This window comes from Coprococcus sp. TM115-187 (assembly GCF_027679115.1).
GTDB classification, from domain to species: Bacteria; Bacillota; Clostridia; order Lachnospirales; family Lachnospiraceae; genus Allocoprococcus; species Allocoprococcus comes.
This window is the reverse complement of sequence record NZ_JAQEKS010000025.1, coordinates 709-16,856: the sequence shown is the minus strand read 5'-3', so window position 1 is coordinate 16,856 and position 16,148 is coordinate 709. Positions and strand designations below refer to the sequence as shown.

The window sequence follows — 16,148 nt, the reverse complement described above, 5'->3', positions numbered from 1 at the left end:
GAAATGAATGATGGTGACATTCGTAAAAAGAGAATGTCAGGAAAGGTGGAAACCAGCGATGAACAGTGTAATTAAAGGAGCAGGATATGTACTCGTACATACCCCGGAAATGGTAGTTTACAACGGAACAACACAGACAACAGAAAGAGTTGTTAATCCGGAATCAGAATATTTAAAAGAACTTAGAGATCATCTTCGGTCATATGATACATGTGTAAATTATTGGCCGAATCAGGTATATATCGGAAATGCAACACCGGACGACCTTGCCCAGGTTGAATTTCCTTACTACGATAAAGTAAAAGAAGGTGCAGAGCGTTACGGAAAATACGGTGAAATCATGCCGGAAGACGAATTCCTTCTTTTAGCTCAGGCATGCGACATGTTCGAAGTTGTTATGCTTGAAAAAGGATTTGTAGCAGCTACAAAAGAAAAATTTGCAGCAGATCCGATCATCACAGATGATATCGTAGAAAAAGTAATCGAGGGATTTGAAATCTCAGAAATTGAACATTTTGTAAATGAAGAGCATGCTGAAGGTCTGTATCATGAAAACAAACTGGTAGGCTGTGTAAAGAGAGCGCATGACATTGATGCAAACCTTTCAGCTCATGTTATGCATGAAAACATTATGAGTAAGGCATCCAGCGTGCTCGCCCTCCTCTATGGTGTAAGAAACGCAGGAATCGAAAAGACAGACGTTGAGTATGTCATCGACTGTGCAGAAGAAGCTTGTGGTGATATGAACCAGCGTGGTGGCGGTAACTTCGCAAAAGCAGCAGCTGAAGTTGCAGGACTTCTGAACGCAACAGGTTCTGACTCACGTGGATTCTGTGCCGGACCATCTCACGCACTGATCGAAGCAGCAGCTCTCGTAAAATCAGGCGCATACAAATGTGTAGCTGTAACAGCTGGTGGTTGTACAGCAAAACTTGGTATGAACGGTAAAGACCATGTAAAGAAAGGTCTTCCGATCCTGGAAGACTGCCTTGGTGGATTCTGTGTAATCATCGCAGAAAACGATGGCGTAAACCCGGAAATCAACCTGGATATCCTTGGACGCCATACAGTAGGAACAGGAAGTGCTCCGCAGAACGTAATCGGAAGCCTTGTAGCTGATCCACTGGAAAGAGCAGGACTTAAGATCACAGATATCGATAAATTCTCTCCGGAAATGCAGAACCCGGATATCACAAAACCGGCAGGAGCTGGAGATGTACCGCTTGCTAACTACAAGATGATCGCAGCTCTCGCAGTTAAGAGAGGCGAACTTGACAGAAAAGAACTTGCAAGTTTTGCAGGAGAACACGGACTGACAGGATGGGCTCCGACTCAGGGACATATTCCTTCAGGTGTACCGTACATCGGATTTGCAAGAGAAGATATCCTTGCAGGAAAGATCAATAAAGCCATGATCATCGGAAAAGGAAGTCTGTTCCTTGGACGTATGACCAACCTCTTCGACGGTGTATCTTTCGTAATCCAGGCAAATACTGGTGCAGAAGATAACAGCGGCGTATCAGAAGAAGAAGTAAAAGGACTGATCGCAAAAGCAATGAAAGATTTTGCAGCATCATTAATGGCAACAGAAGAATAAGAAAGGTGGACAAACAAAATGGCAAATGGAATTGAAAGAATGATTGCCGACACCTTTATGGAGATGGCGCAGGGACTGGAGACAGGAAGCTTCGGAAAGCGCCCGAAAGTTGCACTGACCGGAATGGGAAGCGAACATGGAGAAGAAAACTCTATGGCAGCGGCAATTGAAGCGGCAAAAGACGGAATTGATGTATATTATATCGGAACATTAGAAGCAGAAGGCGTTACAACTGTTAAAGTGGCTAACGATGAAGAAGGTCATGATAAGATGGAAGAAATGCTGAAGAATGGAGAAGTAGATGCAGCAGTAACCATGCACTTCCCATTCCCGATCGGTGTATCTACAGTAGGACGCTGTGTAACACCGGCAACTGCAAAAGAAATGTTCATCGCTAATACAACAGGAACATCCAGCACAGACCGTATTGAAGGAATGATCAAAAATGCGATCTACGGAATCATCGCTGCAAAAGCTTGTGGCAAGAAGAATCCGACCGTTGGTATCCTGAATGTAGACGGTGCACGTCAGACAGAGAAAGCTCTGAAGAAACTGCAGGAGAACGGGTATCCGATCGAATTTGCAGAATCAGGAAGAGCAGATGGCGGATGCGTTATGAGAGGAAATGACGTCCTTCAGGCATCCCCAGATATCATGGTAACAGATTCCCTTACCGGAAATATCATGGTGAAGATGCTTTCTTCTTTCACAACAGGTGGAAGCTTTGAAGCAACAGGATTCGGATACGGACCTGGAATCGGAGAAGGATATGAACAGCTTGTTATGATCGTATCCAGAGCATCCGGAGCACCGGTTATCGCAAATGCGATCCGTTACGCAGCACAGCTGGTAAGAGGAAAAGTATTTGAAGTAGCGAAAGAAGAATTTGCAGCTGTTAAGAAAGCAGGATTAAAAGAAATCCTGGATGAACATAAAGCATCACAGAAACCGGCAGTGGCTGAAGAAGAAGTTAAAGAGCCACCGAAGGAAATCGTAACAGCACAGATCCCTGGAATTGAAGTTATGGATCTGGAAGACGCAGTTAAAGTACTGTGGAAACTCGGCATTTACGCAGAAAGCGGAATGGGATGCACAGGACCAATCATCCGTGTATCAGACGCAAACCTCGCAAAAGCTGAGGAAGAACTGAAAAAGAGCGGATATATTAACTAATAAAATCTGCCTTTTTATAAACACTCTCACTCTAATTCAGGAAGATGGGCTTTCCGGTCATAAGACCGGGAAGCCTTTTTCCTTGCGAAAAACTGTTTTTGCAGAAAGATTATACATTATTTGTCACAGATACTGTGAACGGTAATGATTGTACTGTTTTGTGTACGAAAAATTTTTGGTTGATTTTTAGAATAGGAAATAGTATCATGACAGTTATAAATCCGAAAAAGTGAGAGGGAGAAAGTCATGGATACGCAATTATTACTGAAAACGGCGATGCTTGCCGGTGAAATAATGCTGCGAAGCGGAGCGGAAACGTATCGTGTGGAAGATACCATGCATCATATACTGAAGACGGCGGATCACATCGAGATGGCAGAAGTTCTGGTGATCATGACCGGAATTTCCGCGACGATCAAACTGGAGAACGAAAAGGCAGTTACTGTTACAAAGAGAGTAGAAGAACGGGATACCAATCTAAAGCTCGTCGTAGATGTTAATGAGATTTCCAGGCAGTATTGTGGAGATGATCTGACACTAGAGCAGGCATATGAGAAGCTTTCGACGTTAAAACAGTTCGAGTTCAGCCGCAAGACAACCAACCTGGCAATGATGGGGGTTGGTGTGGGATTTACAATTTTTTTTGGTGGATCCATTGCAGATACCGGGGCAGCCATCGTTGTAGGACTTTTTCTTGTTGCCTTTGTATCAGCGGGACAGGATCTGAAATTTCACCCATTTATTCAGGATATTTTCGCAGGATTTGGTGTTGCATTTGCCTGCTGCCTTCTAAAAGAAGGTCTGGGTGATCAGATGAATATGGATACTGTTATGATAGGAAGTTTCATGCCTCTTGTACCGGGAATGGCAATCACCAATGCTGTCAGGGATACCTTGCGGGGGGATTATCTTTCCGGTGGTGCAAGAGTGATGGAAGCTTTCTTAAAAGCACTTGGGATTGCAATTGGAATTGGTATTGGGCTGGCGCTTTGCGCAAAGATTTTTTAGCAGGAAGGAGAGCAAAAAATGAACAGTACTTTTTTTGAAATGATCATCCGGGTATTTGGAGCGTTTTTATCTATTTACAGTTTTGCGGTTCTCCTTCAGGTTCCGCGCCGCTTTGTTCTTCAGGCTGGTATTGTAGGAGCAATTGGTGGATTTGTTTATCTGCTTGCAATACATTTTGGCAGGGGAGATGTGATGGCATCTTTATATTCAGCAGTTGCAGCTGCGGTTGTTTCGCATATTTTTGCGAGAGTTTATAAGACACCGGTTACGTTGTTTCTGATTGCCGGGGTTCTTCCGACTGTTCCCGGAAACGGGATGTACCAGACGGTTCATTATCTGATCGACGGGAACGAGGCGATGTCCGAATTTTATCTGATCCAGACATTGGAGATCGCAGGCGTGATCTCTCTTGCAATTTTTGTCGTGGATACCTTTTTCCAGGCTTTTCAGAAGAGTGAGTGGAAGCAGAATTCCATGAAGTATGTCCGAAAGATCGTTCCTGGAGCTGAGGAACCGCAAAATACAGAAAAACGGGAAAAATAGTGGCTTCGGAATGCTTGAAGTAAAAAAGGGAATGTGTTAGTATTATAAAGATGAACATATATTTGAATGTCATAGAGAACTGTGAATAGTTTATTTTCACAGTGAAAATAAAACAGAAGTTAAAGAGAGGAACACTAAAATGAAAAAAGTCAGAACAAGATTTGCACCGAGTCCGACAGGTAGAATGCATGTCGGTAATTTGCGTACTGCATTATATGCATACCTGATCGCAAAACATGAAGGCGGAGATTTTATGCTCCGTATTGAAGATACAGATCAGGAAAGATATGTAGAAGGTGCATTGGATATTATTTACAGAACACTGGAGAAGACAGGCCTTGTTCATGATGAAGGCCCAGATAAAGATGGCGGTGTCGGACCATACGTTCAGAGTGAAAGACAGGCTTCAGGAATTTACATGAAGTATGCTAAGCAGTTAATTGAACAGGGAGATGCATACTACTGTTTCTGTGATAAAGAACGTCTGGAATCTTTGAAGACTTCTGTATCAGAGGATGGAACACAGATTGTGAATTATGACAAGCATTGTCTGCATCTGAGTAAAGAAGAGATAGAAGCAAACCTTGCAGCCGGAAAGCCATATGTTGTCCGTATCAATATGCCGACAGAGGGAACCACAACTTTCCATGATGAAATTTATGGAGATATTACCGTTCCGAATGCGGAACTGGATGATATGATCTTGATCAAATCAGACGGATATCCGACCTATAATTTTGCGAACGTTATTGATGATCATTTGATGAATATTACACACGTTGTCCGAGGGAATGAATATCTTTCTTCAGCACCGAAGTACAACCGTCTTTACGAAGCATTTGGATGGGAAGTACCGGTCTATGTACATTGCCCGCTGATTACAGATGAGAACCACAAAAAGCTCAGCAAGAGATGTGGACATTCTTCTTACGAAGATCTTCTGGATCAGGGATTTGTAAGTGAAGCAATTGTAAATTATGTGGCACTTCTTGGATGGTGTCCGCAGGATAACAGAGAGATCTTCTCACTGCCGGAACTTGTTGAAGCATTTGACTATCATCATATGAGCAAATCACCGGCTGTATTTGATATCAATAAGCTGAAGTGGATGAACGGGGAATATCTGAAGGCTATGGATTTTGATAAATTCTATGAACTTGCAGAGCCGTATATCAAGAAAGTGATCACAAAGGATTATGATCTGAAAAAGATTGCGTCTCTGATCAAGAGCCGTATCGAAATCCTTCCTGATATCAAAGACCAGATTGATTTCTTTGAAGCTGTTCCGGAATATGATACTGCAATGTATTGCCATAAGAAGATGAAGACTAACGAAGAGACTTCTCTGGAAGTATTAAAAGAAATTCTTCCAAGACTGGAAGTATGGGATGATTACAGTAACGACGCATTATTCGGGCTGCTGAAGGGATTTGCAGAAGAAAAAGGTTATAAGAACGGATATGTGATGTGGCCGGTAAGAACTGCAGTTTCAGGAAAGCAGAATACTCCGGGTGGAGCGACTGAGATCATGGAAGTTCTTGGTAAGGCAGAATCTGTAGAAAGAATCAAGAATGCAATAGAATTATTAAGCAGATAATATACAGATATAAAAGTATGCATGGGGGACGGATTTCTTTTTTCGCGTAATGCGGAAGAGGAATCCGTTCTGTTGTATTACATATGAGAAGGGGAGTTCATGAAACTAAACAGAGGACAGGATGAAGCGATAAAGCACGGGAATGGACCGTGTATGGTGCTGGCACCTCCGGGTTCGGGAAAGACGCTTATTGTCACAGAACGTACCCGTTATCTGATTGAGGAGAGCGGAGTACGCCCGGATCAGATTCTTGTAATTACTTTTACAAGATATGCAGCACGTGAAATGAAAGAACGTTTTGAAAGGCTGACTGCCGGAAAAAATTATCCGGTAACGTTTGGGACCTTTCACAGTATTTTTTATGGGATTCTAAAATGTGCCTATGGGATTGGTGCGAATAATCTGATGTCTGAAAAAGAGTCCTCTGTACTTTTACAGGAGGTCTTAGACCAGACCGATATCGAATCAACACCTGAGGTAGAAGATGAAGAGGAACTGGTGAGAGAACTTCTGCGGGAAGTCGGCATGGTAAAGAACGGACTTTGTCATCTGAAAGATTTTCACAGTAAGTATCTTACACAAGATGAGTTTGCAGAAGTGTTCCGCAGCTATGAGCATCAGAAAAAAGAACTGAAAAAATTTGATTTTGATGATATGTTGGTACAGTGTTATGCACTTTTCCGGAAAAAGCCGGAGATTCTGCAAGGATGGCAGAAGCGTTTCCAGTATATCCTGATCGATGAATTCCAGGATATCAACCGTGTGCAGTATGAAGTGATCCGGATGCTTGCAGCACCGAGGTACAATTTGTTTGTAGTCGGGGATGATGATCAGTCCATTTATGGATTTCGTGGAGCAAAGCCGGAGCTGATGCTTTATATGAAGCAGGAATTCCCGTCACTTCGGACCATTTCGCTGACGGTGAATTATCGTTCTACCGAATTTATTACCGGAGCAGCGGCAAGAGTGATTTTGCATAATGATACCCGTTTTTATAAGCGTGTACAGTCATTTCGGGGAAGAGGACAGAATGTTCATGTGCAGGAAGTCCTGGATGAACAGGAAGAGGCGCAGTATGTAACGGAAGAGATCCAGAAAAAACTGGACCAGGGAATAAAGCCGGGAGAAATTGCTGTACTTTTCCGGGCAGCAGTCCAGGCGCGAATGATTTCGGAAATATTAAGCGAACACCGTATCCCGTTTGAAATGCGAGATTATGTGACCAATTTTTACAGGCATTTTATTGTAAAAGATATGATGGCATATCTGCAGTTGGCAGCAGGAAAGCGGGACAGGTCGCTTTTCCTGACAATCTGTAACCGACCACTCAGGTATCTGGCACGGAACAGTATGGAGAACCGGCAGGTAAATTTTGAGGATCTGCGTAAATTTTATTGCGATAAGGACTGGATGCTGGATATTATTGACCAGTTTGATGTGGATGTCCGTATGATGAAGAATATGGCACCTTATGCGGCAATCCAGTATATCCGGAAAAAGATCGGATATGATGATTTTCTGAAGGAATATGCCGAAAAACATCAGATTTCGTGGAAGCAGCTGATGGATGTGATGGCAGAGCTTGAGGAGAGGAGTAAAAACTTCAAATCCTATGATGAATGGGAAATCCATATTGCAAAATATACGCAGGAGCTGGAAGAACAGCAGGCAAAGGCAAGGAAGATCAAAGGAGAGCGGGAGAATAAGGTACAGCTGATGACGATCCATTCAGCGAAAGGACTGGAATTTGAGGATGTATTTGTGATCCATGCCAATGAGGGTGAGATTCCGCATCAGAAGGCAGAAAAGAAAGATGAGATTGAAGAAGAGAGAAGACTTTTTTATGTAGCACTAACCCGTGCGAAGAATAATCTCTGTATTTCCTATATTACACAAAAAAACGGGAACAGTATCAAACCGTCCCGTTTTGTGGAAGAGCTTTTAGGTCAGAGAATAAAATAATTATTCTTCAATATCAAAGCCTTCAAATTCCTGTGTATCAAGCCATTCATCAAACTTATCCGCAGCGCGGTCATACTCATCATCATCTTCGATATTCTGAAGATCATGATCGGAGCCGCCTGTGGTATCACGGATAAAGCGATAGATCCATACGTCTCCGTCCTCATTTCCACCGTCTTCATCAAGCGGAAGAAGTGCAATGTATTCGGTAGAATCCATATTAAAAGTTGTGATAATGGCGCATTCGATTTCCACATCGTCATCAAGTGTCAGTGTGACAACATCGGATTCAAGCAGATTATGTTCCTTTTCCATTGTTCAGTTCTCCTTTCAATCTGATACTATCACTCTAACAGAGTATGGGGATATTTGCAAGGGGAAAAGTATTGACATTAGCGGTAAAAAAGATACAATAAAAGAAAGGTTTCAGGGAGGTTTATCTATATGAAGAAAAAGATTTTTTCTATCTTTCTTGTGATGGTTCTCTGTATTGGCATGACTGCAGGCTGTAAGAAGAATGTTGGGACAAGCCAGGACAATGCAATAGCAGAAGAGGACGATGACAGCAAGGAAGAGGCAAAAAGCTATCGTTTTGGATTTAGTTGTATTACCATGGAAAATCCATACTATATTACACTTGAGCAGGCACTGAGAGAAGCAGTCGAAGCACAGGGAAGTACGCTGGTGACAAAAGATCCGGCACTGAATGTAGACACCCAGATCGAGCAGATCCATCAGATGATCAAAGACGGACTGGATGCCATTTTTCTGTGTCCGGTATCAAGAGATGCGATCACACCTGCACTGAAAGAGCTTAAGGAAGCCGATGTTAAGATCATCAATATTGATACGGAAGTTAAGGATACGGATTATATTGAAGCTTTTATTGGTTCGGATAATAAAGCTGCCGGACAGCTTTGTGGAGAAGATCTGATACAGCAGAGTCCGGATGGTGGAAAGATTGTAATTCTTGAAGGTCTTACACAGAATTCTATTGTAGAGAGAATTACAGGCTTTGAGGAAGCAATTGCCGGAAAGGGATTTGAGATTGTAGGAAGAGCAGATGTCAGTGGAGATTTGAACGAGGCAAGAGAAGCAGCTAACAAGATTTTTGCAGAGAATAAGGATGTTACGGCAGTAATGTGCGGGAACGACCAGATTGCGCTTGGGGCACTGGTTGCAGCAAGAACAGCCGGTCTTACTGATGTAAAGATTTACGGGGTAGATGGTTCTCCAGATCTGAAAAAAGAACTTCAGAAGACGGATTCCCTGATTCGCGGAACAAGTGCGCAATCACCGATCAAACTCGGAAAAGAATCGGCCAAAATCGGTTTTGCTATTTTAAACGGGGATGATTATGAAAAGACAACGTATCTGGATGTATTTTTTATTGATGCCTCGAATGTAGATATGTATGGAGTTGACGGATGGCAGTAACAGGGGGAACAGTGGATATGAAGACAGCAGTGGGATTTCCGTTTCCACAGGGATGTACTGTGGAAGGACAGACAGCGAATTTTTCGGTAGCAGTTCCGGAAGGACAGACATGTGAACTGATCATTTATAAAAAAGGTGCCAGGGCTTCAGCATTTTCACAGGAGATGCCATACTCTGATGTGGCAGGAAATCTGCACTTTCTCTCCGTGGTGCTGGAACAACCGGAAGATTATGAATATTGTTATAAAATCGGTGGAAAGATAGTTCCGGATCCATATGGAAAAGCATTTTCAGGCAGAGAACACTGGTCTGTGTCAAAGGAAAAGAGAAAACTGCGTACCCGGATCGTAACAGATACATTTGACTGGGGAAAGTCGCAATTTCCACATCTGAAAAAGGAAGATGTGATCGCCTACAGTCTTCATGTCCGTGGATTTACAAAACACAGTTCGTCCGGAGTCGCACACAAAGGAACGTTTGACGGAGTTACGGAGAAACTGCCCTATCTTCAAAAATTGGGGATTAACCAGATCCATCTGATGCCGGTTTATGAATTTGATGAGAATCAGAGGCATGTGAATTACTGGGGATATGGAAAAGCATATTTCTTTGCACCAAAAGCATCATATGCAGCAGGAGATCCGGTGAATGAGATGAAGTCACTTGTTCGTCAGATGCATCTTGCAGGGATTGAAGTTATTCTTGAGATGCCTTTCACAGAGGGAACTACGTTTTCTCTGATTTTAGATTGCCTGCGTTACTGGGTGATGCAGTATCATGTGGATGGATTTATTGTGAATCCATATATCTGCAATCCGGATGAACTTGCAAAGGATCCTGTGCTTGCGAAAAGTAAGATCCTCAAAAAAGAAGACGGATTCCAGAATGTGATGCGCCGTTTCTTAAAGGGAGATGAGGGCATGATCCGGGATGTGATCTGCCAGCTGAAGAATCAGGATACACAGCTGTATAATTATATTGCAAGCCACAACGGATTTACGCTCTGTGATGTAGTTTCCTATGATGGAAAGCACAACGAAGCAAATGGTGAGAATAATCTGGATGGTCCGGATTACAATTACAGCTGGAACTGTGGGGCAGAAGGGAACAGCCGGAAAAAGGCGGTTAACGAGTTGCGGAAGAATCAGATATTTAATGCGTTCTTTTTACTTTTATTTGCACAGGGAATGCCGTGTATCCTTTCCGGGGATGAATTTATGAATACCCAGAAAGGGAATAATAATGCATACTGTCAGGATAATCTGATATCATGGCTTGACTGGAACCAGCTTTCCAGACAGGAAGAATTATATACATTTGTATGTCGACTGATTGCACTTCGCAAAGCCTGTATGAAGCAGATAGCGAAAAAATCAGAAGACACGATGGGCAGAAGCGGAATCCCTCAGATTTCCTATCATGGGGAGGATGCGTGGCAGATGCCGGCAGGGCGTGCAAGCAGACAGCTTGGTGTATTCTATCATGAAGAAAGTACAGAGAAGGACTTTTATATTGCATATAATATGCACTGGCTTTCTCATTCATTTGCACTTCCTTCCCTTCCAAAAGGAATGGAATGGGTGTGCATAGCAGGGACAAAAGAAGGAGTCCTGGATGAAAAAGAAGCAGTTCCGGTAAAAGATAAGAAGGTTCAGCTGGAGGAGCGAACGATCAAAGTTTTTGTTGGAAGGCAGGCTAAAGAATGAAAATCTGGAAACATTTTTGCACCATAACACATCACAAATATCTGGTTATGAAGAACTGCTTTAAGGTAGGACTTTACAGACAGGGACTTTTGCATGATATGTCGAAGTACTCTCCGGCGGAGTTCTGGGTTGGGTGCAGGTATTTCCAGGGAAACCGGAGCCCGAATAACGCAGAAAGAGAAGAAAAGGGCTATTCTTCGGCATGGCTGCACCATAAAGGACGCAATAAACATCATTATGAATACTGGATTGACTACGGACTGGAAGGGGAACCAATGCTTACCGGGATGAAGATGCCCAAAGAGTATGTGGTCGAGATGTTAATGGACCGGATCGCAGCCTCCAAGATTTATATGAAAGATAAATATACGGATACGTCACCGCTTGAATATTATCTTCACGGTATTGCAGGGGACTGGATGCATAAGGATACCAGGGCACTTCTGGAAGAACTTCTCTATATGCTCGCGGCAGACGGGGAAGAGAAAACTTTTGATTATATCCGAAATACCGTGTTGAAAACGAGAGATTATTAGAAAAAGAGGATAAAAACATGGCAGATTTACCAAAGGATCCAATGATCCTTCTGAGTGTGGTCAATACAAAATTACGGGATTTTTATGCAGATCTGGATACTCTTTGCCAGGAGATGCAGATTGAGAAAAAAGAACTGACAGAGAAACTGGCATCCATTGATTATGAATATGATGCAGGGCTGAACCAGTTTGTATAGAGAGGTTAATAACATATGAATAATATTGATTTTGATGCAATAGATCTTACCAAAGAAGCTCCGGTCACTGAGCCGGAGAGACAGTACTATTACATTGCCAAAGCGCGGAAGTATGTAAGCGAAAAAGCACAGGAGATCGGAAGAGATCTGACTTTTTGCGTGACGACTTTCGGTTGTCAGATGAACGCTCGTGACTCTGAAAAGCTGGTCGGAGTTCTGGAACTGATCGGATACAAGGAAGAGTCGGATGAAGAGAAAGCAGACTTCGTTATCTACAACACCTGTACTGTCCGTGAAAATGCGAATCTGCGTGTTTACGGACGTCTGGGACAGCTTGGTGCAAAGAAGAAAAAGAATCCGCATATGTTCATCGGACTCTGCGGATGTATGATGCAGGAACCGACTGTTGTAGAGAAGATCAAGAAGAGCTATCGGTTTGTTGACCTGATCTTTGGAACTCACAATATTTATAAATTTGCAGAACTGATCGTGACAAGATTTGAATCTGAGAGAATGGTGATCGATATCTGGAAGGATACCGATAAGATTGTGGAGGATCTTCCGAGCGAACGTAAATTTTCCTTCAAATCCGGTGTTAACATCATGTTCGGATGTAACAATTTCTGCAGCTACTGTATCGTACCGTATGTGCGTGGACGTGAGAGAAGCCGTAATCCAAAAGATATCATTCGCGAGATTGAAGGACTTGTGGCAGATGGTGTGGTAGAAGTTATGCTCCTTGGTCAGAATGTAAACTCTTATGGAAAGAATCTGGAAGAGCCGATGACATTTGCACAGCTTCTTCAGGAGATTGAGAAGATTGAAGGACTGGAGAGAATCCGCTTTATGACTTCCCATCCAAAGGATTTATCAGATGAACTGATTGATGTAATGGCACATTCCAAGAAAATCTGCAAGCATCTGCATCTTCCGGTTCAGTCAGGAAGCAGCAGGATCCTGCAGAAGATGAACCGCCATTACACCAAGGAGCATTATCTTGAGGTGGTAAGAAAGATCCGCGAAGCAGTGCCGGATATTTCCCTTACAACGGATATTATCGTCGGATTCCCTGGGGAGACAGAGGAAGATTTCCAGGATACTCTGGATATTGTAAGACAGGTGCGTTATGACAGTGCCTTTACTTTTATCTATTCCAAGAGAACAGGAACCCCTGCGGCAGCAATGGAAGATCAGGTTCCTGACGACGTGGTAAAAGACCGTTTTGATCGCCTTTTAAAAGAGGTGCAGCAGATTTCGGCGGAAGTATGCTCTGTACATCAGGGAACCACACAGGATGTGCTGGTAGAAAGTGTCAACGATCATGATCCGTCATTGGTGACAGGACGAATGAGCAACAACCTCCTGGTACATTTCCCGGGAGATGAAAGCATGATCGGTAAGATCGTGACAGTTTACTTAAAAGAGGCAAAAGGCTTCTATTATATGGGAGAACTCTGTAAATAAATCCAATGATTTGTGATAAAATCCAAAAGAAACGCTCATGCTATGTAAGAGATTTGCATAGTGAGGGCGTTTTTTATGGTGAAAAGAGTGAGTAAAAGGGTAAGTGAGATAGTCTTTCTGATAGCAGCAGGGGGAAGCACCTATTATCTGATCGAGATCTGGTTTCGTGGATTTTCTCATTGGACCATGTTTGTGCTTGGGGGAGTTGCATTGACATTTTGCAGTTTTCAGGGCGAGGTAATGCACTGGTCTGAGCCGATGTGGATTCAGATTATCCGGGCAGTGCTTTTCCTGACATCCTTGGAATTTATGACGGGGATTATCTGTAATAAATGGCTGAAGATCGGGATCTGGGATTACCGGGATCAGCCGTTCCAGCTGTGTGGCCAGATCTGCCTGCCGTTTATGGTGATGTTTTCAGGACTTTTGTGCCTGGCGATCGTGCTTGGAGGAGTGGTGCTCTGGGGTGTATATGGGGAGGAAAAGCCGGAGTTTCATGTATTGTAAAAGATGATTTTTGAGGTGTTATTATGTCTTTTGTATTATATGGTTATCAGTAGATCTTACTTTTCAGGTTGTTTATCATAATTTTGGAACACCTCAAGATATAAAAATCCAAAAGATCATGGAAGTGTTTAATTGTTAATAAAATTCCGAAAATGGAATTTTCTATATGTGAAAAATGACGAAAAAAAGATGAAAAGAGTCATGGGAAACCAAACTCTTTTCATCTTTTTTGTGTATGGTTACAAAAATGAGTATAAATGCATTTTGTTAAATGTAAAATGTTGACAATTTTGGGAAAATTCAGTAAGATACAAGAAAGGTTCAAGATAAAAACAAGTGAATATAATCATGGAAAAAGGAGGGCAGCAGGAAAAATCGGGGAAAATATAAACTGTTTTTTATTGAATGAGAAGTATATGTTATTTGGAGGAAAAATAAAAATGAATCAATATGATGAAGCCTTAAAAAAGGAGACCGCGTTTTTAGGTCAGCCTAGGGGAGTGGGGACTCTCAGTTTTGTACAGCTTTGTTCATCTTTTTCAAGTTACGCAATGAGTGCTATAATGATCTATTACCTGTATGCAAATGCACCTGCAGGTCTTGGATTCGATAAAGCGGATGCAGCACAGTTGATTTCTTTATACGCAACTGTAGTCGGAATGACAACCATCATCGGAAGCTATGTCTGCGATCGTATCCTTGGATGTCGTAGGTCACTGCTTGTAGCCAGAGTTACCGGATTTATCGGTTATACTTTACTTGCATTTCCACTTGGGGTAGTAGGATATGCAGCAGCTATGGGATGTATGGTATTCGGTTCACTCTTCGCAGGAAGATGTATCGAAACTCTGATCGGTAAATTCTATGATGAGAACGATGGAAGACGTGACAGTGCCTTCACAATTTCTTACGTAATTTCCAACATCGGTGCAGCAGCTCCGGCTCTTGCGGGTGTAATTGCAGCGAAATGCGGATACCACGCAGCATTCGCATTAGCAGCAGTTCTCTCATTCTTAGGTACTGTTGCTTATATTGCTACTTACAAAAAATTCTTCGGAAATATCGGTTTGGAACCGGATGATCCGCTTCCGGCAGATAAGAAACGTTCTTTCGTTGTAAAAATGCTTATTGTTGTTGCTATCGTAGGAACAGCTTTAGCAGTTTCATTTGCAACAGGAAAGCTGAAAATATCTTCCTTTGCAAACGTAGTAAGTACTATTTCTATCTTTATCCCGCTTGCTTATCTTGTCTTCATCTACTCAAGCAAGAAGACAGAAAAGCATGAGAAAAAGAAAGTGCTTTGTCTGCTTCCGCCATTTATTTGTAATGCCGTTACACTTTTGATCTGGACACAGACAATTTCAATCCTTGCTATCTTCTATGAAGAAAAAGTAAACCGTGTGATCTTCGGAGTAGAAATTCCGGCAGCTTCCTTCCAGACAATCCCGGCAATCTTTGCGGTTTGCTTTGGTAGCTTCCTTACTATGCTTTGGACAAAACTTGGCAAGAAACAGCCATTCGGAACAACAAAGATGGGATTCGGAACGATTTTGTGGGGACTTGGCGCAATGATCATTGCACTCCTTTATATCATCTACCCAGGCGATGCAAAAGTAAATGCATGGTGGATCGTATTGTTCTATGCAGTACTGATGTTTGCTGAAGGATTTACATGCCCGATCGGATATTCGATCACAGCAGTAGCAGCGCCAAAAGCCTTTGTAACACAGATGATGACTGTATGGTCAATGTCTCAGTCAGTAGGAGCTGCTCTTAACATGATCCTCGTTAACTTCTATAAAGAAGGAAGCGAAGTGCCGTTCTTCATCGGAATCGGCGCGGTGGTAGCGATTCTGGGTGCAGTTGTACTTGTATTCAGCAAGAAGCTTGCAGAAGGAATGGGAATGGAAAGAGAAGCGTAGGAAGTTTCTCGAGAATAAATCAAATAAATGTCCTCTTAAAGAAGAAGTAATAAAAAGTATCAAAAAAAGATCCTTGTCAGGCAGAGATGTCAGGCAAGGACTTTTTAATTCTATAACATTTTGCAATATTTTGTAATAAAGGAGGAAAGTGAGGTGGACAGATTTAAAAAAATGCTGCGATTATTACAATATAAACTATAAATCCCTATGTACTTATATGCAGAAAAATAGAATATCAAAAGAGGAGGCGCTCAGCCATTATTATCAGTATTATAAATATAATCGTTTTACATATAACTATGTGACTTATGACAGTTTCGCCGCATGCTGCACGGCATATGAGATTAAACCGATCTGCGTCCGGCGATATGCAAAAAGAAAGCATTTTCTGCTGCGGCATGCGCTTTCCAGCTATTTGAATTATCATAATAAAAGAAAAATATATTTCTGCGGACAGGAATATATTACATTTACATCATGTTGCAGAGCATTTGGATGT

15 protein-coding genes are annotated in these 16,148 nt (G+C 42.3%); 14 read left to right on the top strand and 1 reads right to left on the bottom strand.

The window, feature by feature from the left end; all coding sequences use genetic code 11:
• The first annotated feature begins 58 nt into the window (after positions 1–58).
• The 6 genes from grdC (at position 59) to PGW42_RS13150 (ending at position 7,880) form a co-directional block, all read left to right on the top strand.
• The gene (grdC, locus tag PGW42_RS13175; RefSeq protein WP_270203797.1) at positions 59–1,597 is read left to right on the top strand and encodes a glycine/sarcosine/betaine reductase complex component C subunit beta; all 1,539 of its coding nucleotides are present in this window, start codon (positions 59–61) and stop codon (positions 1,595–1,597) included.
• 18 nt (positions 1,598–1,615) lie between these two features.
• The gene (grdD, locus tag PGW42_RS13170) at positions 1,616–2,770 is read left to right on the top strand and encodes a glycine/sarcosine/betaine reductase complex component C subunit alpha (RefSeq protein ID WP_117558225.1); all 1,155 of its coding nucleotides are present in this window, start codon (positions 1,616–1,618) and stop codon (positions 2,768–2,770) included.
• Positions 2,771–3,016: 246 nt separating this feature from the next.
• Positions 3,017–3,778, top strand: coding sequence for a threonine/serine exporter family protein (locus tag PGW42_RS13165; protein ID WP_055297034.1), 762 nt, complete (start codon positions 3,017–3,019; stop codon positions 3,776–3,778).
• A gap of 18 nt (positions 3,779–3,796) precedes the next feature.
• Positions 3,797–4,321, top strand: a complete 525-nt coding sequence (locus PGW42_RS13160) for a threonine/serine exporter family protein (protein ID WP_270203796.1) — start codon at positions 3,797–3,799, stop codon at positions 4,319–4,321.
• 139 nt (positions 4,322–4,460) lie between these two features.
• Positions 4,461–5,918 carry a glutamate--tRNA ligase gene (gene gltX, locus PGW42_RS13155; protein WP_117558221.1) on the top strand — a complete coding sequence of 486 codons (1,458 nt, stop codon included), beginning with the start codon at positions 4,461–4,463 and terminating at the stop codon, positions 5,916–5,918.
• Positions 5,919–6,017: 99 nt separating this feature from the next.
• Positions 6,018–7,880 (top strand): ATP-dependent helicase, encoded by a 1,863-nt coding sequence (locus PGW42_RS13150; RefSeq protein WP_117558219.1) that lies wholly within the window; start codon positions 6,018–6,020, stop codon positions 7,878–7,880.
• On the opposite strand, the gene PGW42_RS13145 is transcribed toward PGW42_RS13150, so the two are convergent.
• Entirely contained in the window at positions 7,881–8,195 is a 315-nt protein-coding gene (locus tag PGW42_RS13145; RefSeq protein WP_008375343.1) for a DUF1292 domain-containing protein, read from the bottom strand.
• A gap of 129 nt (positions 8,196–8,324) precedes the next feature.
• Between PGW42_RS13145 and PGW42_RS13140 the strand changes: the two genes are divergently transcribed.
• The 8 genes from PGW42_RS13140 to PGW42_RS13105 all read left to right on the top strand — a co-directional run.
• Complete coding sequence (locus PGW42_RS13140; RefSeq protein ID WP_270203795.1) at positions 8,325–9,317, top strand: sugar ABC transporter substrate-binding protein; 993 nt, start codon at positions 8,325–8,327, stop codon at positions 9,315–9,317.
• The gene (locus PGW42_RS13135) at positions 9,308–11,023 is read left to right on the top strand and encodes an alpha-amylase family glycosyl hydrolase (protein ID WP_270203794.1); all 1,716 of its coding nucleotides are present in this window, start codon (positions 9,308–9,310) and stop codon (positions 11,021–11,023) included. The genes PGW42_RS13140 and PGW42_RS13135 overlap by 10 nt, the downstream gene beginning before the upstream one ends.
• Entirely contained in the window at positions 11,020–11,559 is a 540-nt protein-coding gene (locus PGW42_RS13130; RefSeq protein WP_118217880.1) for a DUF5662 family protein, read from the top strand. Before PGW42_RS13135 ends, PGW42_RS13130 begins: the two co-directional genes overlap by 4 nt.
• Before the next feature lie 17 nt (positions 11,560–11,576).
• Positions 11,577–11,756: a DUF4250 domain-containing protein gene (locus PGW42_RS13125; protein ID WP_008375347.1), complete on the top strand. Its 180-nt coding sequence runs from the start codon at positions 11,577–11,579 to the stop codon at positions 11,754–11,756.
• Positions 11,757–11,771: 15 nt separating this feature from the next.
• Positions 11,772–13,220: a tRNA (N6-isopentenyl adenosine(37)-C2)-methylthiotransferase MiaB gene (gene miaB, locus PGW42_RS13120; protein ID WP_270203793.1), complete on the top strand. Its 1,449-nt coding sequence runs from the start codon at positions 11,772–11,774 to the stop codon at positions 13,218–13,220.
• A 75-nt stretch (positions 13,221–13,295) separates the two neighbouring features.
• The gene (locus PGW42_RS13115) at positions 13,296–13,727 is read left to right on the top strand and encodes a putative ABC transporter permease (RefSeq protein ID WP_008375501.1); all 432 of its coding nucleotides are present in this window, start codon (positions 13,296–13,298) and stop codon (positions 13,725–13,727) included.
• 440 nt (positions 13,728–14,167) lie between these two features.
• A complete protein-coding gene (locus PGW42_RS13110) occupies positions 14,168–15,649 on the top strand; it encodes a peptide MFS transporter (protein WP_195501867.1) in 1,482 nt (493 codons plus the stop codon).
• Between the two features lie 148 nt (positions 15,650–15,797).
• The coding region (locus tag PGW42_RS13105; protein WP_270235153.1) for a hypothetical protein at positions 15,798–16,148 on the top strand (351 nt) is incomplete at its 3' end.